Raw genomic sequence first — 23,716 nt, 5'->3', positions numbered from 1 at the left:
GCCTTAGCCCGGAAGCGGATGTTCCGGCTAGCATGTTCTCGGGTCGGCTTCGCGCCGCATGCACGAACCCGCTTCGCGGGAGGGTCGCCTCGACCTGAGATGGCGCGACAGGCATTTGACTTGAGCGGGTAGAGGCGTCGATCTGACCATGGAGTTCCCTTCAACGAGGAACTCGCCATGGCTACCCTGTCGACCGATGCACCAATCTCTCCGCTTCGCCAGCGCATGCAGCACGACATGCTCATGCGTGGCCTGGGCTCCCATACCCAGCAGGACTACGTTCGTCACGTCCGGCGCTTCGCTGTGTTCCTTGGCCGCTCGCCGGACACTGCGACGGCTGAGGACATCCGCCGATTCCAGCTGCATCAGCATGAGAGCGGCGTCGGCCCTGCGACGATCAATGGCGCGGTCTCGGCATTGCGGTTCCTGTTCCTCGTGACGCTGAAGCGGCGGGATCTGGCGCGCGCGCTGGTGATTATGAGGTATCAGCGCAAGCTGCCCGACGTGCTGAGCGTGGAGGAAGCGGCGCGGCTGCTCGAAGCGGCGCCGGGCATCAAGTACAAGGCCGCGCTCGGTGTCGCCTATGGCGCTGGTCTGCGCGTGTCCGAGGTCGCGCACCTCAAGGTCGACGACATCGATAGCACACGCATGCTGATCCGCGTTGAACAGGGCAAGGGACGCAGGGACCGCAACGCCATGCTCTCGCCGCAACTTCTGGAACTGCTGCGGCTGTGGTGGCGCGAAGGCAGGCGGCGCGGGGTGATGCTCCCGCATGGCTGGCTGTTCCCAGGGCGCAGCTGCACGGCGCCGATCTCGTCGCGGCAACTGCATCGCGCGGTCCAGGAAGCAGCCGAAGTCGCCGGCATCCGCAAGCGCGTCAGCCCGCACACGCTGCGCCACAGCTTCGCCACTCATCTGCTCGAACAGGATGTCGACATCCGCGTCATCCAGGTGCTGCTTGGCCACAGCAAGCTCGATACCACCGCGCTCTACACCAAGGTCTCGACGCGGACGATCCATGCGGTCGCAGGGCCGCTCGACCGGCTGATGGCGCTGATGGAACACAAGACGCCGCCCGGCTGAGCCGTGCGCACCTCTGTCGAGGTCGCCGACATCTTCCGTGCTGCCGGCCCCGCCTATCGGGCCGCCCATGCAGGTCACCTGAGCCTCATCCAGCTCAAGGTGATGTCGGCGATCGAGCATTGCCGCACCGCGGCGCTCGGCGGTCACGTCGAGGCCTGCGAGGACTGCGGCCAATGGCGGATCGCCTATAACAGCTGCCGCAACCGGCACTGTCCCAGGTGCCAGGGCGCGGCCGCGCGTACATGGCTCGCCGAGCGCGAAGCCGACCTGCTGCCAGTCGGCTACTTCCACGTCGTGTTCACGCTGCCCGCCGAGGTCGCCGTCATCGCGTTCCACAACAAGGCGCTGGTCTATGACCTGCTGTTCAAGGCGGCATCGGAGACGATGCTGGCGATCGCGGCGGATCCCAAGCACCTCGGCGCGCGCATCGGCATCACCGCCGTGCTCCACACATGGGGCTCGGCAATGACGCACCATCCTCATGTCCACATGATCGTGCCGGGCGGCGGCATCACGCCGGACGCGTCACGCTGGATATCGTCGCGGCCGGCCTTCCTTCTCCCAGTCAGAGTGCTGGGCAAGCTGTTCCGCCGTCTGTTCCTGACCCGACTGGTCGCGCTGCACGACGCCGGTCGGCTCGCCTTCTTCGGATCGGCGGCGCACCTCGCCGATCGTCGGGCCTTCCTACGCCACCACGGCTCCCGTCAAGAAGAAGCGCTGGGTGGTCTACGCCAAGCCGCCCTTCGCCGGTCCCGGGGCGGTGCTCGCCTATCTGTCGCGCTATACCCACCGGGTTGCGATCTCGAACCGCCGCCTGATCGCCTTCGAAGAGGCTGGGGTCACCTTCCGCTACAAGGATTATCGCCGCGACGGCACCGACCGGCAGCAGGTCATGACGCTCGCCACAGATGAGTTCATCCGCCGCTTCCTGCTCCACGTCCTGCCGCGCGGCTTCCATCGCATCCGACATTATGGCCTGCTCGCCGGCTCCGCCCACAAGGCCAGCCTCGCACGCGCCCGCGAACTGCTGGGCGTCGCTGCCCCGTCCGATGACCACACACCCGAACCAGAGGACTTCCGGCCGCCATGCTCCTGCTGTGGCGGACGCATGATCGTCATCGAGGTGTTCGAACGGTGGAGGAGGCAGCCGCGCGGACCTCCGAACGCATCGGCACCGATCCGGGAGACCGCTCCATGACCCGGCATGGTCTGATTCAGCCTCCAGCCACAGGCGCTCAACCTGCGGCGACGGACCCACGCGCGCCCATGGTGCTCAGCGAGGCCCGCAGGGCCCCGTCCGCCTGCGCGCAGAGGCTACAAGGCTGTGCGGAGGCTTCACTGAGCGGTCCGTCCGTGTCCACCGCGTCGCCTAACGGGGGCGGTCACGCCGTCGCCGACATCAGCCGCAAACTAAAATCCCCATAGCCATCAACTGTGGCCCGCGGGTTCCTGCATGAGAGGCTTTCGTACGCCTCTCGGCACCCGAAACCCTTCAGCATGTCGGCCGTTGAAGTCAGGTTTGCCACCGCCTTATAGCGGACATTGCCGGCGACCACGCTGGAGGTCGCCGTCGCGCCATATACCGGCCTTGAATTCGGATGGATTTGAAGCGTCGGGCAGCGCCAGAGCTTCGTCCATAGCGGCCGACAGAACGGGGTCTGACCGCTCTCGCGGCTCTCGGCGCCGTGTCGCTCGTGCGATGATTGTGCGGCCCCCACCGCGCGGGCTCTGACGCTAGGGGTGTGCTCTCCAGCAGCGGACAGGCCGTATGCCAAGACAGCTGCGCGTTTTGGACACTCCGCCTTTGAGTCTTGAGGAACTGAGGAGAGCGATCGCAACGCGTCAGGTGACCTTTCCTCACAGCGTTGAAAGCGTGGCGAGGAAGGTGCTCGCACAACCGGAGCTCATGGCCTTCGAAAGCGCTCCCCGGATCGCAAAGAATGTCGGCGTATCTACCTCCACACTTCATCACGCATATCGGGTTCCGTAATTTTTCCCAGGCGCGCGGAATTTTCCGGGCTGAACTTCGTCGTAGTTTGAACTAGCAGCGACGTCTGCATCCTGTTGGTAGCGTCACTCGGGCAGCGTTGAAATTATTGAGGAATTTTGTCCGATAGCGCTACCATATTTGCAAGATTTATTAATTATTTCAATGGCTTATTTGATTTTGATAGCGGGAGAGCGCTACCGCCTTTCCCCCCACTCATCGAACCACCAGTTCAGGCTACGCTGCAGCGGCTGAGCGAAGCGAATAACGGATTCCGTGAACCCTGTATGGAAGAAACAGGTGATCCGAATCGGTGCCACTCAATACCGTCGAGCAAGTTGTCTCTCGAAAAAACCGAAACCAACTGTGATCAATGCCGCTAGCAGGAAATATCCAAACGCGGCGGCGAACAAAGGCTGGTAGACCCGAAAAGTCTGCGCGCGAACGAGGTTGGCCGCACCCATGAGTTCGAAGACCGTGATCGTCGAAGCGAGCGCCGTTCCCTTCAAAAGCAGGATATTCTGACCGCCAATCGCCGGCAGCGCCAACCTGCAAGCCTGCGGCAGAAGGACGGAAATCATAATCCGCGTTTTCGACAGGCCAAGCGACTGGGCGGCCTCACGCTGCCCCTCCGGGATGGCCTTTATCGCCCCTCTCCATATCTCGCCGCAGTAGGCCGCAGTGTTCAAGGAAAGGGTAAAAAACGCATAGAAGTCAGCCCCTCGCAAAATGGGCCAGAGCGGGCTGTAGCGTATCGAAGGAACGCCGGCGAGAATCTGGCCGACGCCGAAGTAGCAGAGATAAAGCTGGACCAGGAGTGGCGTGCCCCGGAAGGCGAGAATAAACGCAACCGCCGGATATCGCAGCCATCTCCTGTTGGACAAGCGGGCCAAGGCAATCGGGATGGCAAGCAAATTGCCGACGACGGCGCAGCCCACGAACAAGACTATCGTCGTCTGGACCCCGGCCAGAAGCTGCGTGGCAAGATAGGCTCCAAACTCCGTCACGCTAGCTCTGCCTTCCGCCACGGACGGTGGCTGTTTCGAGGGCATGAAAAAGCAGCGCTGATATGCCCGACATCACAAGGAATACGAACGCGATCGCGCAATAGAACATAAAGTAATCGCGCGTGGCGCCGGCGGCCATCTTGCCGGCGAGAACAAGCTCGGTGAAACCGATCAGGCTGACCAGTGAGCTTTCCTTCAAGACGACCAACCACAAATTGCCAAGCCCCGGCAAAGCCAGTGGAACCATTTGCGGCACAGTCACCAGGAAAAACGTCTGGCGCCGTGTCAAACCGAGTGCATAGGCTGCCTCGACCTGACCTTTCGGGATGGCCACGATCGCACCACGCAGGACTTCCGTGCTGTAGCCGCCCTGAACGATCCCAAGCGACAAAGTCGCGGCGACAAATCCATTGAGCTGGAATTCGGACGTCAGTCCCGCCAGGCTCACGACCCAGCGTAGGGCGTCTGTCGCGGTGTAGTAGACGAGAAATATGATAAGGATGTCCGGGACGGAGCGGATGATTGTCGTGTACGCGACGGCTGCCGAGATCGCCACGCGGTTCTTCGAGATCTTGGCCACCGCACCGATAAGGCCGAGGGTCAGGCCGACAAGATAGGCGCTGATCGAAATTCCAAGGCTCAGGCAAGCGCCGCGAAGCAATTCGTCGCCCCAGCCCTTGTCCCCGAAGCTGAGCAGGGTTGCCCAGGACAGTGTCGCGTTCATGCAGCGCGTTCCAGTTGAGTGATGATGGTGCCGGCCCCCTGTGGCGGACGGCACCAGTCCTGGAACAGACGATCAATCGCCGTAAATGTTGAAATCGAAATAGCGCTTGGTGATCGTGTCATACTCGCCGCTGGCACGTACTGCCTTGAGAGCAGCATTGAGGCGATCTCTCAGAGCTGTGTCTTCCTTGCGCAGGCCACCGCCGTCACCATATCCAAACATCTTCTCATGCGGCAGCGTCACCTTGATTTCATAGGCTTGGCCTTCCGGCTTTTTCAGGAAATCCTGGATCTGGATACCCGCTGCTGCCATGAGGTCCACGCGCCCGGCCTGGATATCGGCGATTTCGTCGTCGAGTGTTGGATAGATCTTCACTTCGGCAATGCCGTTGAACTTGTCCTGCATGTATGTCGCCTGCAGGCTGGCACTTTGCGCCGCCACGGCAATACCCTTGAAGGTCTCCGGCTTGGTTACGTCAAATTGCCGCGTGTCCGCCTTGGCGCCGACAAGCACGTTGGGCGAAAAGTAATACTTGTCGGTGAAGTCGATCACCTCCTTGCGCTTGTCCGTGATCGACATCGAACTCCAGATGACGTCGAACTTCTTGGCCAGCAGCGCGGGAATGATGCCGTCCCAGGCGATATCGACGATCTCACACTTCGCCTTCATCTCCTTGCAGACGGCATTCATCAGGTCGATTTCCCAGCCTTGCCAAGTGCCGCTGGCATCCTTGACCGAGAAAGGCGCGTATGGTTCGGCGGCGACACCGAAACGGATGACGTCATCGGCCGCAGACGATGGTTTGGCGGCGCCAAAGACCGCCACGATCAATGATAAGGCGAGTGCAAGCTTTTTCATGATTGTTCCCCTTTTTGTTTATGTGGATTTCTTCCGCAATGTCGAATGAGATCGATATCTGGACAGATGCCGAGAGCCAGCCCGCAGCATTGAGCGTCATGGACTGGTTGAGATAATTTCGGCGATGCGAACTTGACCATTCGGCTCAGTCGACCTTCTTTCAGGGCGGTGTTTGAAAACGCTAACAGGTCAAATGACCTCGATCTAATGCCCCTTGCCACGCGGTTCATCACCAATAGTTATGATAGTGACAGACCTTCGAGTGACGCAGTCCGGCACTAGGCTCGGCCACCAAACCATCAACGCTATTTGATGCGCGTGTGGGGCGAGCGCGGGGATTGACCCGTTCACGGCGCCGCCATTGATCCAGACTATGAGTTTTCAGCAATAGCCCCGCTTCCACTGGAATAGGCTCGCGACTGTCCACCAAATTTCTGATGTGGCATCGTCGACTGGCTCTCAGGGAGAGCCGGCCGCAATGATGTCGGTCAGGCCTCCTCCGCTCTATGGTCGTCAAATGAATAGCAGTGCTTGCGCATCGATTGAGGAGATGAGCGACAAAATCTCTGCCGGCTTGTCGCCCGTGGAAATCGTCGAAGACTGCCTCGAGCGGATCGGTGATCTGAACGAACAGATCAGGGCGATGATCTCCGTCAATGAAGCTGATGCACTCGATGCCGCACGTCAGGCCACGCTCGAGATCAGATCTGGTCACAAACGCGGCCCGCTGCATGGCGTGCCGATCGCGGTCAAAGACGTCCTCGACGTGAAGCATTGGCCGACAACGGCTGGCTCCCGGCTGCTTGCGAACCATGTCGCGCCGGCGACGGCTACCTGCATTGCCAATCTTCAGGCCGCCGGCGCCATCATCATCGGCAAGACGAACCTGCACGAGCTGTGCGTGGGCGGGCATGACAACCCCTGGTACGGCAAGGTCGCCAACCCGCTTGATTTAAGCCGTGGGACGGGCGGCACGAGCAGTGGATCGGCCGCAGCGGTCGCAGCCGGCTTTTGCCTGGCCGCGGTCGGCACCGACAGTGGCGGGTCAAACCGATCGCCGGCTGCCGCAACAGGGCTATTCGGTTACAAGCCTACGAATGGGCTGATCGCCATGGAGGGCGTGATGAGCATAGCGCCTTCGCTGGACTGCGTCGGCGTTCTTGCACGTTCAGTCAGGGACGTTAGCCTGATGACCGAGGCGCTTGCCGGAAAACGGCTCAGCCCACCCGCCGGCGCGAGCAAGGAGAGAGAATCGAGAACCAGCGTCACGATCGGCATCTGTCCCGAGCTGGTTGGCGTTGCTGTCGACACAAGCATCGATGTTGCGACGGCTGCTCTGCTCGATCGTCCCATGGTGCGCACGATCGAGATCTCCTTCGATGACAGGGAGGCCTTCGTAGCCGCGGGATTGACAATCCTGCAGTGCGAGTTCGCGAGAATCTACCGCGACATAATCGAGCAGGGGCCGGATATGGTGGGTGATGTGGTTCGCTCATTCCTGCAAGACGGCATTCGCATCAGTGCGGACGTCTATGATGGCGCCATCGAAATTCGAAATGAGATGCGAGGTCAGTTTCTGCAGAGAATTGCAGGCCTCGACGCTCTCGCAATCCCAACGGCGCCTGGATCGGCGCCTCGGCTTTCCGACGAACTGACCGAGGTGAATGGGGACATGGTGCCGTGGGGAATGGCCGGCGGCCGCTTCCGTCGCTGGGCAAATATGCTTGGCATGCCAGCCTTGGCCATTCCCTTGGCGGTGCCCGACGGGCTGCCGGTATCGGTGCAGCTTGCTGCCCTTCCGTGCCAGGATGCCGCTTTGCTCGACCTCGCTGAAATGTTGACAAGCACCTGAGACCCGTCGCCAAAGCGCTGAAAGTTCATAACCTGCAGGAATAAACTTCCTTCGCGCGCCTCTTGGAACATGGGCGCCTTCCCGTTACCTTGGCTTCTGCAGCGCGCTGTTTTGGTACAGCGGTCTAGCTGCATAGCAAGGCGAGCGGTGATGAACCTCGGCGAAAAGGATACGGTCACAAAGGGGACTGATTTTACGCCGCGCGAGATCGAGGTCTTCGCATCGGTCATGCTGCATGGAACAACCACCAAGGCGGCCGACGCGCTCGACATCACGCAGCCGGCCGTCAGCAAAATGCTTCAGCACCTCAGCGAGAAGGCGGATTTCCAGCTTTTCAGGAAAAGCCGGCAGCGACTGATCCCTACGCCTGAAGCGCACATGCTTTATGCCGAGGTGAAGCGCGTTTTCGAGTCCGCGCGCGGCATCTCGCGGGCTGCAAGGGAAATCCGCGAATTGCGCAGCGGCAGGCTGAACATCTGCGCGCTCCCGGCTTTCGGCTCCACGCTGCTGCCGTCCATCATCACGAGCTTTTCAAAACTACATCCATCTGTGTCGATTTCACTGGATATCCGCAGCTCCGCGACAGTGGTGCAGCGGGCAAGCCGCAATCAGCTCGACATCGGCATAGGCGTCACGGCAGCGGACGACAACTCTTCAATTGTCAGGCGTGCGCTGACAGCAACCCCACCAGTGTGTGTCATGCCGGCGGGTCACCGTTTGTCCGAGCTCGAAATCGTGCAGGCGGAAGACCTCGAAGGTCTCGACTTCATCTCGATGGGCTCCGCCGATCCGATGCGCCAGCAACTCGATGCCCTGTGCGAAGAATGCGGCGTGGGACGGCTCCTGAAAGTAGAGGCGAGCCTCTCCAGCGCCTGCATCGGGCTCGTCGCGTCCGGCGCCGGTGTGAGCGTCGTCGACAGGCTTTCCGCCTGGATGGCACGTGACCTACCTATCGAGATCAGGGATTTCCGGCCCCATCTCGATCTTAATCTCAGCGTCTACCGGCCGTGGGGCGTCATTGCGTCGACCGCGGCGGACGCTTTCACGGAGCATCTCATCCAGACGACGCGAAATTTTATGAATGGCGTGGAAGCGGGAATCACAGCCTTGGGTCCTCGCCGCCAGGCCGACAAAACTGTTGCCATGCAACGTTGAAAGCCTCTACCGGAGCGGCAGGCTTTCGAATAGGCGATCGATATCCGGTTCGTCATTGTAGACATGCGGCGACACGCGCATCTTCGTGCCACGTAGCGTGACGTGAACGCCAGCACGTTTGAGGTCCTGTGACGCGTTCGCCGCGAGACGATCGCCGATGTCGAGGATCGAGATATGTGGTGTCGGATATCGCGGACGCGCGACCGGCAGCCCTCTGCTTTCCGCCTGTGACCAGACGAGTTCGTTGAGGTGACGGAGGCGTCCAAACACGCTCTCGACGGTCCATCCGTGGATGAGCTTCATTGCAGCGATGGCGATGGGCAGGACCGCAAAATCGGAGCGTTCCCCCATGTCGAACCGCCGCGCGCCGTGAAGAAAGTCGGGCACCGCGACCTTGTAGAAGTCGGATCTGTCACCACCCACCCGGTTCCACGAATGATGTTCGAGCGTGCGCCCCGTTTCGTGCCACCGGCGATCAGCGTAGAGGAATGCGAGGCGATACGGACCGAGCAGGAACTTGTAGGTAGCAAAGACGAGAAAATCCGGCCGCACGCGACGGACATCGAAGGGCACGGCGCCAACCCATTGGGTACCGTCGACGACAAGGCTGGCGCCTGCCGCGCGTGCGGCGACTGCCACTGCCTCCAGGTCGATCGCCATGCCCTCGAACCAGTGAACCAACGTTCCTGCGACAACCGCGATGCGACGGCTCGAGTTGCGGATCGCCGACACGATCGCTTTGGTCCAGTCGCCATCGGCCGGTTGCGGAACGATTTCGACGGAAGCGCCGGCGCGCTTTGCGAGATCGTACCAGACATATCGATGCGAGGTGTGTTCGTTCTCCATGAGAAGAATGGCCGAACCCGCCGGGACCGCAACATTGGCCGCTGCGATAGCCATGCCATAGCTGGTGGCGGCGACAATGGCGATGTCGTCGGCATCCGCGCCCACCATCGAGGCGGCGAGGTGCCGTGCCTCCTCCACTTCATCATAGTAGGAGGCGATGGTCATTTTCCAGGGCTCGGCCTTCACCCTGGCGCCAGCCTCGCCGGCCGCGACGGCGGCGGTCGGGATCGGGGACATGTACGCGGCGTCCAGGTAAGCCGTCTGGCGGGGGATGGAGAAGAGATCTCTCTGGCAGCTCAGCATGGCTCACAACCTGAAATCGATCGAGGTGCCCAGCCCGGCATGAAGGGCTGAGGTATAGACGAGATTGGCGAGTTCGATGTCCTGGGCGGGAACGCCGAGAGACCGGAAGAGTGTAATCTGACCGTCGCCAGATCGGCCGGGTTTCGCGCCTGCCAGCACCTCGCCAACCTCACCGCGAATGTGGTCAGCACCGATCAGGCCGCTCTTAATCGCCTCGAGCAGTTCTCCCGCGGCTGCGAGCGCCATGGGCAGGTAGTCCACCCAGATCTGCGCTTTGCGCACGCATTCGAGGTCGAGTTCGCGGCATGAGGCAACGCTTGCGCCGACTGCGTTGACGTGAGCACCAGGCGGCAGCCAATCGCCGTACAGCACCGGCTTTTCGGACGAAGTCGTCGTACAGATGATGTCTGCCTCGCGAACGGCGTCGCGAGCCTCGCGATGCGCCTTCACCTCGAAGGAAACGGACAGTTCCTCAGCAAAACGCTGCGCCTTTTCGAAGTCGCGGCCCCAGACATTGATCGCACGGATCGGACGCACGTCCGCGATGGCTGCCACGTGTCGACGTGCCTGCTCGCCATATCCCAACACGGTGAGGGTGGAACTCTCGGAGCGTGAAAGCGCCCTCGTGGCGACAGCGCTGGCCGCCGCGGTCCGCCAGGCCGTTAGTTCTCCTCCGTCGATCAAGGCTACCGGCCGTCCATTCTCCTTTTCGAACAGGAACACACCACCGCGATGGGACGAAAGGCCGTGCGCAAAATTCTCGGGAAACACGGACAGCACCTTCGCCCCAAACAGCGGCCGGTCGTCCAGCACCGCGTACATAAGCGACAGACAGCTCCCGGCGGCACCCGCAAGTTCGAGCGTGCGCCTGATCTGCTGGCGAGCCATGCCAGTCGATGTTTTGCGCAGGGCTGCCTCGGTGGTCTCAAGCACGAGAGAGAGTGTCAAAATCTCCCGGATCGCGCTCTTGTCGATCAGCAGGAATTCCGGCTCGCCGTTCACCTTGCTGCCTCTTCCATTCCACGACCCCCGATGCGCCGACCTTCGTCAAGCCTAGCATTGCCCTCCGAACCGATTGCGATCGAACTTGATAACTTCTGACGGGAAGGTGCCCGTGGGCGATCATGCGCCGGCGCGGGAAGCACGCCGGTTCATAACTTTTGGCCATAAACGGCAGCGGCCAGTTCAATTGACGGTGGTTGTCGCCCACTGCAATATTTTCAGGCAACTCAGGATGCTCGGCGGGCCAGAAATCGGGACGGTTAAAGAGATAATTGTACGAATACTTCAAGAGCATTGTTGCAACGCGGTTCGCCGAAATCGCCACAGTTTCAAGAAGTGTTACAACACGCCAATATTAGGCAATCAGCTGGCGTGATTGTATTGAAAATTATTGGAGTCATCTCTATGCGCATAGTGGTCATCGGTTCCGGCATCGTCGGCAGTTCTGCCGCTTATGAATGCGCAAAGGCGGGAGCGGACGTCACTGTGCTGGAGGCCGGAAGGATAGCGGGAGGCACGTCGGCGGTAAGCTTTGCCTGGACAAATGCAACGACCAAACGGCCTCGGCCGTATTTCGATCTGAACGTCGCAGGGATGCGTGCCCACCTTGAACTCAGGCGCGACTTTGGCGCCGCTCCCTGGTTCACTCAAACCGGCAGTTTCGATTGGCGGACGGTGCCGGAGACGATGGACGACTATTTCGAGAACTTCCGGCAGATGAGGGAGTGGGGTTACGGCGTCGAGTGGATGGACAAGAAGCGCGTAGGCGAGATGGAGCCCGATATCGACGTCTCCGCCATCGGCGATTGTCCAATCTCATATTATCCGGAGGAAGGGTGGGTTGATCCTGTCCTCTGCTCGGCCTGGCTTTTGCGGGCGGCGAAGGAACGCTGGGGTGCACAGGTCAAAGTCGGCTCACGCGCGACCGAGATCGAGACCGAAGGGGGGCGTGTACGGGCAGTTCGCACGGCGAACGGCGAACACTACGCTGCGGATGCTGTCGTGAACTGCACCGGCGGCTGGTCGAGTGAGAGGCTCGGCGATGCGCAAGGCATTCCACTTTCCTCGACGATCGGCGTGCTTGCTTTCACCCCACCGGTCGCGTTGACGCTTCGGAGCCAGCTGCATGCCGACGATCTGGACCTCCGTCCCGACGGTGCCGGCCGTATCATGATTCACAAGGTCTCGGTGGACATGACGTTCAAGAAGCCCGAGACGCTCAGCCCCACCGGCGACGAGGCGGCGACCCTCCTCGATGCGGCAAGCCGGGTCCTGCCTTCGCTTCGCTCGGCAGGCGTTGAAGCAATTCGGACAACCGTCCGACCTTTCCCAGAAGATGGCTACACCTGTGCCGGCGCAATGCCGGACATCGCCGGCCACTATATGGCGGTGACGCACAGTGGCGTGACGATCGCGCCGCAGCTGGGCAAGGTGGTCGCCGATGAAATCGTGCGCGGCAAGATCCATGAGGAGATGGAGACGTTTCGTCCGCAACGTTTCTTTCAAGCTTACGCTCAGCGCTCCACCGTTGCGCATGTTTGAGCTTCCTTGGCCCCGGGATCACCTGCGGCAGCCTGCTTTTGACCAATGCATCTGGGGCCTTGCGCCATGACGAAAATCGAACGATTTGACAAGAACGAGCGGCTTAGCCGGATCGTCGTTCACAACGGCACGGTCTATCTTTCGGGGTTGACGGCCGACGACAAGAAAACCGATACGTCCAACCAGACGCAGCAGATATTGGAAAAGGCCGATGCCCTTTTGATGAGCGTTGGCGCGGACAGGTCGAAGCTGCTGTTCGCTCAGATCTGGTTGAGGGACGTCGAGGACTTCGACGCGATGAACAAGGCTTGGGTCACTTGGCTCGATGGCGCCGAGCCACCGGCACGCGCGACGGTCGGCGCCAGCTTCGCGCTACCCGAAATCCGCGTCGAAATTCAGTTTACTGCAGCGATTTAACTCTGCCCGCTACATCCAGACCAGCGAGTCCATCCAAATCCGCCGACGCCTTCCTACACCTTTAGCGGACGTCGGCTTTGCACCGCATGCACGAACCCGCTTCGCGGGAGGGTCGCCTCGACCTGAGATGGCGCGACAGGCATTTGACTTGAGCGGGTAGAGGCGTCGATCTGACCATGGAGTTCCCTTCAACGAGGAACTCGCCATGGCTACCCTGTCGACCGATGCACCAATCTCTCCGCTTCGCCAGCGCATGCAGCACGACATGCTCATGCGTGGCCTGGGCTCCCATACCCAGCAGGACTACGTTCGTCACGTCCGGCGCTTCGCTGTGTTCCTTGGCCGCTCGCCGGACACTGCGACGGCTGAGGACATCCGCCGATTCCAGCTGCATCAGCATGAGAGCGGCGTCGGCCCTGCGACGATCAATGGCGCGGTCTCGGCATTGCGGTTCCTGTTCCTCGTGACGCTGAAGCGGCGGGATCTGGCGCGCGCGCTGGTGATTATGAGGTATCAGCGCAAGCTGCCCGACGTGCTGAGCGTGGAGGAAGCGGCGCGGCTGCTCGAAGCGGCGCCTGGCATCAAGTACAAGGCCGCGCTCGGTGTCGCCTATGGCGCTGGTCTGCGCGTGTCCGAGGTCGCGCACCTCAAGGTCGACGACATCGATAGCACACGCATGCTGATCCGCGTTGAACAGGGCAAGGGACGCAGGGACCGCAACGCCATGCTCTCGCCGCAACTTCTGGAACTGCTGCGGCTGTGGTGGCGCGAAGGCAGGCGGCGCGGGGTGATGCTCCCGCATGGCTGGCTGTTCCCAGGGCGCAGCTGCACGGCGCCGATCTCGTCGCGGCAACTGCATCGCGCGGTCCAGGAAGCAGCCGAAGTCGCCGGCATCCGCAAGCGCGTCAGCCCGCACACGCTGCGCCACAGCTTCGCCACTCATCTGCTCGAACAGGATGTCGACATCCGCGTCATCCAGGTGCTGCTTGGCCACAGCAAGCTCGATACCACCGCGCTCTACACCAAGGTCTCGACGCGGACGATCCATGCGGTCGCAGGGCCGCTCGACCGGCTGATGGCGCTGATGGAACACAAGACGCCGCCCGGCTGAGCCGTGCGCACCTCTGTCGAGGTCGCCGACATCTTCCGTGCTGCCGGCCCCGCCTATCGGGCCGCCCATGCAGGTCACCTGAGCCTCATCCAGCTCAAGGTGATGTCGGCGATCGAGCATTGCCGCACCGCGGCGCTCGGCGGTCACGTCGAGGCCTGCGAGGACTGCGGCCAATGGCGGATCGCCTATAACAGCTGCCGCAACCGGCACTGTCCCAGGTGCCAGGGCGCGGCCGCGCGTACATGGCTCGCCGAGCGCGAAGCCGACCTGCTGCCAGTCGGCTACTTCCACGTCGTGTTCACGCTGCCCGCCGAGGTCGCCGTCATCGCGTTCCACAACAAGGCGCTGGTCTATGACCTGCTGTTCAAGGCGGCATCGGAGACGATGCTGGCGATCGCGGCGGATCCCAAGCACCTCGGCGCGCGCATCGGCATCACCGCCGTGCTCCACACATGGGGCTCGGCAATGACGCACCATCCTCATGTCCACATGATCGTGCCGGGCGGCGGCATCACGCCGGACGCGTCACGCTGGATATCGTCGCGGCCGGCCTTCCTTCTCCCAGTCAGAGTGCTGGGCAAGCTGTTCCGCCGTCTGTTCCTGACCCGACTGGTCGCGCTGCACGACGCCGGTCGGCTCGCCTTCTTCGGATCGGCGGCGCACCTCGCCGATCGTCGGGCCTTCCTACGCCACCGGCTCCCGTCAAGAAGAAGCGCTGGGTGGTCTACGCCAAGCCGCCCTTCGCCGGTCCCGGGGCGGTGCTCGCCTATCTGTCGCGCTATACCCACCGGGTTGCGATCTCGAACCGCCGCCTGATCGCCTTCGAAGAGGCTGGGGTCACCTTCCGCTACAAGGATTATCGCCGCGACGGCACCGACCGGCAGCAGGTCATGACGCTCGCCACAGATGAGTTCATCCGCCGCTTCCTGCTCCACGTCCTGCCGCGCGGCTTCCATCGCATCCGACATTATGGCCTGCTCGCCGGCTCCGCCCACAAGGCCAGCCTCGCACGCGCCCGCGAACTGCTGGGCGTCGCTGCCCCGTCCGATGACCACACACCCGAACCAGAGGACTTCCGGCCGCCATGCTCCTGCTGTGGCGGACGCATGATCGTCATCGAGGTGTTCGAACGGTGGAGGAGGCAGCCGCGCGGACCTCCGAACGCATCGGCACCGATCCGGGAGACCGCTCCATGACCCGGCATGGTCTGATTCAGCCTCCAGCCACAGGCGCTCAACCTGCGGCGACGGACCCACGCGCGCCCATGGTGCTCAGCGAGGCCCGCAGGGCCCCGTCCGCCTGCGCGCAGAGGCTACAAGGCTGTGCGGAGGCTTCACTGAGCGGTCCGTCCGTGTCCACCGCGTCGCCTAACGGGGGCGGTCACGCCGTCGCCGACATCAGCCGCAAACTAAAATCCCCATAGCCATCAACTGTGGCCCGCGGGTTCCTGCATGAGAGGCTTTCGTACGCCTCTCGGCACCCGAAACCCTTCAGCATGCCAGTCATTCCAACGGTCCCCGACCGTATCCGTGACCTGCGGAGCAGCCGCGACACGCCTATACGCGCGAGCCATAGGGGTGTATCGCCGACGAAAATGACGTGGTCGCATTTAAACTACGCCTTCAGCTTTCCTGTGCAAGCCGTCGAGATAGCGCATGGCGAGTTCGTATCCTGTCACGCCAAGGCCTGCGATAACACCATCGACCCGGCGCGATACGTAGGAAAGGTGACGAAACTCCTCGCGCTTGTGAATGTTCGAAATGTGCACTTCGATGACCTTGCCATCGAAAGTGTTCAGCGCGTCGAGAATGGCGATCGATGTGTGGGTGAACGCGCCGGGATTGATCACGATACCGAACGCCGACTCCCTCGCTTCATGGATCCAGTCGATGAGTTCGTACTCACGATTGCTCTGATGGAACCGCAATTCGTGACCCAGCTCCTCGCACAGTTTCCGGAGCGTTGACCTCCGATTGTCTCGGGACAGCAACGTTCAGATCCAGGAATGGAGCGGCGGATTGACGCCGTTGAGGTAGTAGTGGCCGACGGCATGGTATTTCCAGCGCACCGGGTCATGCAGCGTATGTGCGCGCGCGTCGCGCCACAGCCGGTCGAGATGGTGGGCGGCTAGCGTCGAACGGGTGCCCGCCAGTTCGAACAGCTTGTTCGTGGCCTGGATGGCGATATCGGTGGTCAGAACCTTCGCTTCTGCGACGGCCACCTTGGCAAGCGCGATGGCGTCGATCTCAGGCCTCGCGATGGCCCTGTCGACCTCGCGCGCGGCGCGTTCGAGAAGGGCCTCGGCAGCATGCAGCCTGATCTTCAACTCGCCGATCTGCGCGATCGTGTAGGGATCGTCCGATGCACGCTCCTTGCCGCTGTCGATCCACGGCCGGGCATGGTCGCGCACCAGCCGGATCGTCGTCTCGATCGCGCCGCGGGCGATGCCGGCATCGATGGACGCATGGACAAGCTGGCTCTGCGGGCCGGCGGGGCTGGCCTGGTCGTAGGCCAGATAGGCAGGCAGGACACGTTCGGCGGGAGCCGCGACGTCGCGGATGATGACCGTTCCGCTTGCGGTCGTGCGCTGTCCGAAACTCGACCAGTCGTCGATGACCTCGAGACCCCTTGCATCCCGATCGACGATGGCGACGCGAACCTTACCGTCTTCATCGATGGCAACGATGGGAACGAGATGGGCGAAGAGGGCCCCGGTCGAATAGAATTTCTCGCCATTGAGGATGTAGTCGGCGCCTTGGCGCGTGATGCGCGTCTCGAAATCCTCGACGTTCTTGCCCTTGAACTCGGAGAAGGCATTGCCGAGACGAAGCCCCGAGAGGACGAGACTGAACAGCGCCTGCTTCTGCGCGTCGGACCCGGTCGCACGGATCAGGTCGGTAATCTCGAAATGGTTCTGTGGAATCTGGGCCAGCGATGAATCGGCCGCGGCGATGATCTTGAACACGTCCGCGACTGTCACCTGCGACACGCCGGCGCCGCCGAATTCTTTCGGCACCGTAATCCCCCAAAGCCCGCTTTGCGAGAATATATCCAGTTCCGCGATCGGCAGGCGGCGGTCACGATCGCGCTCGGCGGCATCTTCGGCGAACTGGACCGCCAGCTTCGTTGCTACCGCAATTGCCTCTTCATCCGTGCGAATAATGTGGGCCGGAGATGCCGGTCGCAGCGGTGCGGGAAAGGCATCGCCGCTCGGTTCCACTTTCTTGGCTGGCGCACTCATCGTCTGGCTCTCCCTTGGCATCTCTTGTTTTGTTTCCAGGCTTGAGAATGGTTCAGGCCCGGGAGTGGCGGGGCGGCTTGAGGTGATTGAGGTAGTGGTTGCCCACCGCATGAAATTTCCACCGCGCCGCTGAACACACTTGCCGACAGTTGTGGAGCGCGATGGTGACCGCGCTCCACAGACCGCTCTGTCTTGGCTCAGTTCGCCGGCTCAGCCGGGCTTGCGGCGGAGCCGATGAGGTCGGCTTCGATTTGCGCAAGCCTCGCCGGCGCCAACTGGCGCAGCGCCAGGAAATACGCGACGCCGATCGCCAGCAAGACGAGGAACACATAGGGCAGGACGTTGTATGGCCATGCCGGCACCGGATAGACAGTCCCGACGAGCGTGACGACCAGGAGGATCAACGCGACCGCCGCCGACACGATATGCCAGGGCCGAAGTTCTCCACGGCGGCGCAGAAAGACCGGCGCGCCGATGGTCACAAGCCCATACGCCACCAGGAAGCCATAGGTGGCGATCGATCCCAGAATTCCGTAGGCATCAAGGATCCCATATCCGGCGATCGTCAGCGCCAGCGCGAACGCCAGCGCCACGATGCCGACCACGGTCACAGCGATATGCGGCGAGGCATGCGCCAGGTGCGTCGCCCGTGCCGAATTGTGAAAGAGACCATGGTGCGACAGCGTGTAGAGCACGCGCGCGCCGGCATTGATGCTGCCGAGGATACAGGCAAAGAAACTGAGGGCCACACCAGCGGAAATCAGGATGCCGACGAAGCCGCCGCCGAAGGTCTGCGCCAGGACGGTAAGCGGGGCATCGGACTTGTCGAGGCCCGGGTCGACGCCATGGAAGCCGGCCACGAGGCCGTATGAACTGATGATGAAGATAAGGCCGACGCCGACGACGCTGGTGATCACGGCCCGCGGAATGTAGCGCCGCGGCTGCTGGGACTCCGTCCCCAGCACGGTTGCACTTTCGAACCCGACAAAGCTGAAGAACGCAAGGACGAGACCAAGTCGCAATTGATCGAAATGAACGTCCTGAAGTGCCGTTTGCGCCGTATCTACGATCGATCCACGGTGCAGGAAGAAGATGACGACGGTAAGCAGGATGAGGACGAGTGTGGTGAACTCGATACCGAGGGTAACGCGGGTCGAAAGCTTGATGTCGCGGTAGGCGAACCACCAGGCAACAACCAGCGCGACGATGCTGAGCGCGAGCACGACGCCAACGGCGCTTGTCTCAAAGCCGATCTGGTGGGCGAAGGCCAGCGTCGTGCTCACCGTGCCGAGTATCACCGCTGATGCCGTGAAGACGTAGCCGATAAGCAGCGACCAGCCGGCGACGACGCCGACCAGCGGACCAAGTCCATGCGCCGCATAGATATACAGGGATCCAGGCGTGGCGATCCGCTTGGAAAAGACATTGATCTGTAGCCCTACTATCAGCAGCGCAATCGTCGCGAAAACGTAGGCGAGCCAGGTGCCGTTGCCGGCGGTTGCGAACACGACGGGAATGACAAGGCCAGGCGTTCCGGAAGGGGCGATCGTGCCGATGGATTGGGCGACGACTTCGGGAAAACTCAGATAGTTGCGGCGCAGTCCCGCGCCCAGTGTCGAGTCTGCTGCGACGACGCCTGGTCCTGCTGAATCCGACCCTGCTGAAATGGTACTCATGACCGTCTCCCCAAGCGGTACGATTACCGCCTGATGGTGGTACGAAAGTCTACTAAGTCCGTAAACAAAGGCGATTTTAAAAATGTGACGCTTATTGTAACCGCGTTGCGCCTTTTGGCGTTTTGCCGAAATGCGTGCCGGACGAATAGATTTGGACGAACCACGCGACCGCGAATATTTAGCCAGGGCATACACGCGGAGGAAGGCCGCGACATCAGCCGTCCGGACGACGCCAGAGGTTGCAATCTCTCGCTACCCCACCCACGCACTTCCGTCGGTGCGGTTGACGAGGCGATGAAGCGGCTCGCGACGGCGGGACTTGTGCGCAAGGCCAGGCATGAGCAGGTAGGAGGGCAGCCGGCCGATCCGCTCGCTCTATGACGTCACTGACAGGGGCGGACCGCGTCTGTAGCCATTCAACGGCTTGTGCCAAAAAACGGATATCGACTTGGGCTGGCGAGCCAGGGATGGCTCGCACTCGAACAACAAGGGCCACCCTATCGAATTTGCGGGTTGAGGCCGCCCCCTCTGCCATAGTCACCCGGTGTTCCAAGCCGCGTCTCGGGGAAAACCACGAAGCGTGCCCGGCGCAGAATAATAATTCTCTATATAATCCATAGACATTATATTCTGTCTTCGTTGACGACCGGCTTGCCGTTAGTTTCCTCCCACTGTCGCCCGACAGGGCTATCAAAGGAGTGACGGATGGGTCGGCATATTCGCTTCAACGCTTTCGACATGAATTGCGTTGGCCACCAATCCCCGGGCCTGTGGAAGCATCCGCGCGACAAGTCGTGGAAATACAAGGACCTGGACTATTGGCAGGATCTGGCCCGGACGCTCGAGCGCGGTATTTTCGACGGCATATTCATCGCCGATGTCATCGGCTATTACGATGTCTACAAGGGCTCGAACTACCACGCGATCGAGCAAGCGGCGCAGATTCCGGTCAATGATCCCCTGCAGCTAGCCGCGCCGATCGCGCTTGCCACCGAACATCTCGGCATCGGCATTACCGCCTCGACCTCGTTCGAACATCCCTACACGTTCGCCCGCCGTCTTTCGACTGCCGACCATCACACCAAGGGTCGCGTCGGCTGGAACATCGTTACCTCTTATCTGGAAAGCGGCGCCAAGAATGTCGGCCAGGCTGGCCTGAAAAGCCATGACAACCGGTACGAGGTCGCGGCCGAATATGTCGAGGTGCTCTACAAGCTGTTCGAAGGCAGTTGGGAAGAAGGCGCGGTGCTGCGTGATCCGGTCCGCGGCATCTTCACCGACCCCAGCAAGGTCCACGAGATCGGCCACAAGGGCAAGTTCTTCGAGGTGCCTGGCTACCATCTGTCGGAGCCGTCGCCGCAGCGCACGCCAGTTCTCTATCAGGCGGGCGCCTCCGGTCCCGGCAAGGCCTTCGCCGCTGCGCATGCCGAGTGCGTCTTCGTCGGCGCGCCGACCAAATCGCTGCTCAAGGCCTACGTTTCCGAAATCCGCCAAAAAGCCGCCGCTGCCGGCCGCGATCCGAAGAAAGTTCTGATCTACAACCTCACCACACTGATCATCGATGAAACGGATGAGAAGGCCCGGAAGCGTTTCGAGGAGTATCAGAGCTATACCTCCTATGACGGCTCGCTGGTGTTCATGTCCGGCTGGAGCGGCATCGACTTCGGCCAGTATGCGCCGACCGACGCGCTCAAGAAGGTCGAGACCAATGCCATCGTTTCGATGGTCGAGCATTTCGCCGGCAAGGACAAGGCCTGGACCGTCGAGGAACTGGCGAAGTGGGGCGGCATCGGCGGTGTCGGGCCGGTCTTCGTCGGCTCGCCCGGCACGATCGCCGACATCCTCCAGGAATGGGTCGATGAAACCGGGGTCGACGGTTTCAACCTCGCCTATGCGGTGACGCCTGAAAGCTTCGAGGCCGCCGTCGACCTGCTCGTGCCGGAATTGCAGAAGCGCGGCGTTTATCCCACCGCCTACAAGCCCGGCACGTTGCGCGAAAAGCTGTTCGGCGACGGCCCTTATCTTCCCAGGACCCATCCCGCCGACGGGTACCGTGACATCGAGGCCGTCAAGCGTCGCGAAGACGACCATGTTGCGGCGGCCCGTCTGAAATCCGTGAATGCGTGATGACCGGCCTGCTGGAACTCCACGACGTGTCGCTGTCCTTCAAGGGTGTACGAGCCCTCAACGCGCTGAGCTTCAGCGTCGCCAAGGGCGAGATCTGTGCCCTGATCGGTCCGAATGGCGCCGGCAAGAGTTCGCTTCTCAACGTCATCAATGGCGTCTATCGCGCCGACGCCGGCGACATCGTCTTCGACGGCCTGCGCTTCGAGGCGATCCATCCGCAGAAGGCGGCCCATCTCGGCATCGGCCGGACCTTCCAGCACAATGCGTTGTTCCGCCGCCTGTCGGTGCGCGAGAACGTGCTGGCCGGCCTCTCTCGTCATGGTACCGCCAGCTTTTTTGAAAACATCCTCCGGCTGGGCAGGGACGGCGCCGAGCGCCGCGGCTTCCTTGCCCGCGCCGAGCGCACCATGGCTTTCCTCGGGCTCGACCGTCATGCGGACAGCATAGTTTCGACGCTGCCTTATGGGCTGCAGAAACGCGTCGATCTCGCCCGGGCATTGGTCGCCGGCCCGAAGCTGCTGCTGCTCGACGAACCGATGGCCGGCATGAATCAGGAAGAGAAGGAGGAGATGAGCCGCGTGATCCGCGAGGTCAATCGTGTCTTCGGCTCGACCGTGGTGCTGATCGAACACGATGTCGGCATCGTGCTCAACTTGGCCAGCCATGTGGTGGTGCTCGACTACGGCCGCAAGCTCGCGGACGGGGCACCCGGCGAGGTGCGCAAGAACCCCGACGTGATCGCCGCCTATCTCGGCACGGTTCACTGAGGAACTCATGTCCTATTTCCTTGAAACATTGGTCAGCGGTCTGTTTGCCGGAGTGATGTACTCACTCGTCGCGATCGGCTTCGTGCTCATCTACAAGGCATCCGGAGTCTTCAATTTCGCGCAAGGGGCGATGCTGCTGTTTGCGGCGCTGACCTTCGTCACCCTGACCGAGAAAGGCATGCCATTCGCCCTGGCCTTCATCGTCACATCGCTTGTCATGGTGGTGATGGCGATTCTGATCGAGTGGCTGGTGCTGCGGCCGCTGCGAAACCGCGATCCGTTGACCCTGTTCATGGCCACTCTGGGATTGAGCTATGTCATCGAAGGGTTTGCCCAACTGCTGATGGGCATGGATGTTCACATGCTCGATCTCGGTATCCCCGATATCGCCGTGCAGGTCGGCGGCATCTATGTCAGCCAGTTCGACATCATTGCCTCGTTGATCGCGCTGACGCTGGTCGCCACGCTGGCCATCGCGTTCAACAAGACGCGCATGGGCATCTCGCTTCGGGCGGTGGCCGCCGACACGCTTGCGGCGCAGTCAATCGGCATCCGCCTGCCTGTCATCTGGCGCATCGTCTGGAGCGTCGCCGGCATCGTTGCCCTGGTTGCCGGCCTTGTCTGGGGATCGCGCCAGGGCGTGCAGTATTCGCTGTCGCTGGTGACGCTCAAGGCGCTGCCGGTGCTGATCATCGGCGGCTTCTCCTCGATCCCGGGCGCGATCGCCGGTGGCCTGCTTGTCGGCGCCACCGAGGCGTTGGCCGACATCTATATCGGCCCGCTGGTCAATGGCAGCGTTTCCACCTGGTTCGCCTACATCCTCGCTGTCGGCTTCCTGCTGGTGCGTCCGGCCGGCCTGTTCGGCGACCGCGAAATCGAAAGGGTCTGATCGTGACCACGCTGCAGGAATCCGCCCCGTCCAAGCCGCTCCGCCGGCCTGCCTTTGGGGTCGCCACCATCACCATCGTCGCTGGCCTGATCGCCGCCTTTGCGGTGCCGGCCCTTGCCGACGATTACTGGCTGAGCTCGATCATCATCCCGACGGTGATCATGGGGCTTGCCGGCATCGGCCTGAACCTGCTGATGGGTTATACGGGGCTTGTGTCGATCGGTTCGGCTGCCTTCATGTCGATCGGTGCCTTCTCGACCTACAATTTGCTGCTGCGTGCGCCGTTCTTGCCGCTGCCGATCGTCCTGATCCTTGCCGGCCTGATCGCGGCGATTGCCGGCGTCATCTTCGGGCTGCCGTCGCTGCGCATCAAGGGCTTCTATCTTGGCGCTTCGACCCTCGGCGCCCAGTTCTTGTTCGAGTGGCTGTTCACCAATTTCAGCTGGTTTTCGAATGACAGCCAGTCGCTGACCATCTCGGCGCCTCGACTGCAGATCCTCGACTATGACCTCCAGTCGGCCACCGGCCGCTATTATCTGGTGGTTGCAACCACGGTGCTGCTCATCGCGCTGGCCTTCGCCATCGTCAAAAGCCGTGTCGGCCGCGAATGGATGGCGATCCGCGACATGGATGTCGCCGCCTCGGTCATTGGCATCCGCGTTGCGCGCCGCAAACTGCTGTCCTTCGGGATAAGCTCGTTTTTCCTTGGCATCGCCGGCGCGCTCTGGGCCTTCGGATATCTTGGCACCTCGGACGCGCATGCGTTCAATCTCGATAAATCATTCCAGGTCCTGTTCATCGTCATCATCGGCGGCGTGGCAACCATCTTCGGCAACTTTCTCGGTGCCGCCTTCATCGTGCTGACGCCGATCCTGCTCGACCGGCTGTCGCTGATCATCGATTTGTCATTCCTCGGCGATCAGGGCGCGCTAGCAAACCTGCAGCACATCATCTTCGGCACGATCATCATCGTGCTGCTGATCAAGGAACCGGATGGATTGTCGAGCCTGGGAAGGCGCGGCGTCGAAGCCCTTCGCTCGCGAGCACGATCATCCAACTGAACTCAGACAGACGGAACACCTCGGCGCCGGGTCTTTCGCCTCCTCCCAAGCATCAGTCGTCACTTTCT

17 protein-coding genes and 3 pseudogenes are annotated in these 23,716 nt (G+C 61.8%); 12 read left to right on the top strand and 8 right to left on the bottom strand.

The annotated features are described in order from the left end of the window. Positions 1-177: 177 nt before the first annotated feature. Positions 178-1,083 (top strand): tyrosine-type recombinase/integrase, encoded by a 906-nt coding sequence (locus tag DBIPINDM_RS10690; RefSeq protein WP_258582557.1) that lies wholly within the window; start codon positions 178-180, stop codon positions 1,081-1,083. Between the two features lie 3 nt (positions 1,084-1,086). Then, positions 1,087-2,281, top strand: a pseudogene (locus tag DBIPINDM_RS10685) (IS91 family transposase). Positions 2,282-3,390: 1,109 nt separating this feature from the next. On the opposite strand, the gene DBIPINDM_RS10680 reads toward DBIPINDM_RS10685, so the two are convergent. The 3 genes from DBIPINDM_RS10680 to DBIPINDM_RS10670 form a co-directional block, all read right to left on the bottom strand. After that, positions 3,391-4,077 (bottom strand): ABC transporter permease, encoded by a 687-nt coding sequence (locus DBIPINDM_RS10680; protein WP_258585688.1) that lies wholly within the window; start codon positions 4,075-4,077, stop codon positions 3,391-3,393. A gap of 1 nt (position 4,078) precedes the next feature. Then, positions 4,079-4,801, bottom strand: a complete 723-nt coding sequence (locus DBIPINDM_RS10675) for an ABC transporter permease (protein WP_258585687.1) — start codon at positions 4,799-4,801, stop codon at positions 4,079-4,081. A 72-nt stretch (positions 4,802-4,873) separates the two neighbouring features. Continuing rightward, positions 4,874-5,659, bottom strand: coding sequence for a transporter substrate-binding domain-containing protein (locus tag DBIPINDM_RS10670; protein WP_258585686.1), 786 nt, complete (start codon positions 5,657-5,659; stop codon positions 4,874-4,876). 550 nt (positions 5,660-6,209) lie between these two features. On the opposite strand from DBIPINDM_RS10670, the gene DBIPINDM_RS10665 reads away from it, so the two are divergent. After that, a complete protein-coding gene (locus tag DBIPINDM_RS10665) occupies positions 6,210-7,511 on the top strand; it encodes an amidase (RefSeq protein WP_258585685.1) in 1,302 nt (433 codons plus the stop codon). A 150-nt stretch (positions 7,512-7,661) separates the two neighbouring features. Then, the gene (locus DBIPINDM_RS10660; RefSeq protein ID WP_258585684.1) at positions 7,662-8,666 is read left to right on the top strand and encodes a LysR substrate-binding domain-containing protein; all 1,005 of its coding nucleotides are present in this window, start codon (positions 7,662-7,664) and stop codon (positions 8,664-8,666) included. A gap of 6 nt (positions 8,667-8,672) precedes the next feature. On the opposite strand, the gene DBIPINDM_RS10655 is transcribed toward DBIPINDM_RS10660, so the two are convergent. Both DBIPINDM_RS10655 and DBIPINDM_RS10650 read right to left on the bottom strand, forming a co-directional pair. Next, entirely contained in the window at positions 8,673-9,749 is a 1,077-nt protein-coding gene (locus DBIPINDM_RS10655) for an aminotransferase class V-fold PLP-dependent enzyme (RefSeq protein WP_258585683.1), read from the bottom strand. A 69-nt stretch (positions 9,750-9,818) separates the two neighbouring features. Next, positions 9,819-10,817: an ornithine cyclodeaminase family protein gene (locus tag DBIPINDM_RS10650; protein ID WP_258585682.1), complete on the bottom strand. Its 999-nt coding sequence runs from the start codon at positions 10,815-10,817 to the stop codon at positions 9,819-9,821. Positions 10,818-11,114: 297 nt separating this feature from the next. Between DBIPINDM_RS10650 and DBIPINDM_RS10645 the strand changes: the two genes are divergently transcribed. From DBIPINDM_RS10645 to DBIPINDM_RS10630, 4 genes and pseudogenes are all read left to right on the top strand, one after another. Next, on the top strand, positions 11,115-12,359 hold the full coding sequence (locus DBIPINDM_RS10645; RefSeq protein WP_258585681.1) for an NAD(P)/FAD-dependent oxidoreductase: 1,245 nt from the start codon (positions 11,115-11,117) through the stop codon (positions 12,357-12,359). 66 nt (positions 12,360-12,425) lie between these two features. Continuing rightward, the gene (locus DBIPINDM_RS10640; protein ID WP_258585680.1) at positions 12,426-12,776 is read left to right on the top strand and encodes a RidA family protein; all 351 of its coding nucleotides are present in this window, start codon (positions 12,426-12,428) and stop codon (positions 12,774-12,776) included. Positions 12,777-12,981: 205 nt separating this feature from the next. Then, positions 12,982-13,887 carry a tyrosine-type recombinase/integrase gene (locus DBIPINDM_RS10635; protein ID WP_258582557.1) on the top strand — a complete coding sequence of 302 codons (906 nt, stop codon included), beginning with the start codon at positions 12,982-12,984 and terminating at the stop codon, positions 13,885-13,887. Between the two features lie 3 nt (positions 13,888-13,890). After that, a pseudogene (locus DBIPINDM_RS10630) lies at positions 13,891-15,083 on the top strand (IS91 family transposase). Positions 15,084-15,496: 413 nt separating this feature from the next. On the opposite strand, the pseudogene DBIPINDM_RS10625 reads toward DBIPINDM_RS10630, so the two are convergent. From DBIPINDM_RS10625 to DBIPINDM_RS10615, 3 genes and pseudogenes are all read right to left on the bottom strand, one after another. Next, positions 15,497-15,844, bottom strand: a pseudogene (locus DBIPINDM_RS10625) (type II 3-dehydroquinate dehydratase); the annotation flags it as partial. Positions 15,845-15,880: 36 nt separating this feature from the next. Then, the gene (locus tag DBIPINDM_RS10620; RefSeq protein WP_258585679.1) at positions 15,881-17,128 is read right to left on the bottom strand and encodes an SfnB family sulfur acquisition oxidoreductase; all 1,248 of its coding nucleotides are present in this window, start codon (positions 17,126-17,128) and stop codon (positions 15,881-15,883) included. A 197-nt stretch (positions 17,129-17,325) separates the two neighbouring features. Next, entirely contained in the window at positions 17,326-18,999 is a 1,674-nt protein-coding gene (locus DBIPINDM_RS10615) for an APC family permease (RefSeq protein WP_258585678.1), read from the bottom strand. Positions 19,000-19,509: 510 nt separating this feature from the next. Between DBIPINDM_RS10615 and DBIPINDM_RS10610 the strand changes: the two genes are divergently transcribed. The 4 genes from DBIPINDM_RS10610 to DBIPINDM_RS10595 are packed head-to-tail and all read left to right on the top strand — an operon-like array spanning position 19,510 to position 23,648. Beyond that, complete coding sequence (locus DBIPINDM_RS10610) at positions 19,510-20,931, top strand: LLM class flavin-dependent oxidoreductase (protein ID WP_258585677.1); 1,422 nt, start codon at positions 19,510-19,512, stop codon at positions 20,929-20,931. Beyond that, positions 20,931-21,698, top strand: a complete 768-nt coding sequence (locus DBIPINDM_RS10605; protein ID WP_416361749.1) for an ABC transporter ATP-binding protein — start codon at positions 20,931-20,933, stop codon at positions 21,696-21,698. Before DBIPINDM_RS10610 ends, DBIPINDM_RS10605 begins: the two co-directional genes overlap by 1 nt. Positions 21,699-21,705: 7 nt before the next feature. Further along, positions 21,706-22,587, top strand: a complete 882-nt coding sequence (locus DBIPINDM_RS10600; RefSeq protein ID WP_258585675.1) for a branched-chain amino acid ABC transporter permease — start codon at positions 21,706-21,708, stop codon at positions 22,585-22,587. 11 nt (positions 22,588-22,598) lie between these two features. Continuing rightward, positions 22,599-23,648 carry a branched-chain amino acid ABC transporter permease gene (locus DBIPINDM_RS10595; RefSeq protein ID WP_416361775.1) on the top strand — a complete coding sequence of 350 codons (1,050 nt, stop codon included), beginning with the start codon at positions 22,599-22,601 and terminating at the stop codon, positions 23,646-23,648. The last annotated feature ends 68 nt before the right edge of the window (positions 23,649-23,716 follow it).

Source organism: Mesorhizobium sp. AR02 (genome assembly GCF_024746835.1).
In the GTDB taxonomy this organism is placed as follows: Bacteria; Pseudomonadota; Alphaproteobacteria; order Rhizobiales; family Rhizobiaceae; genus Mesorhizobium.
The sequence above is the reverse complement of the archived record's forward strand: the minus strand, read 5'-3'. Positions and strand labels throughout refer to the sequence as shown.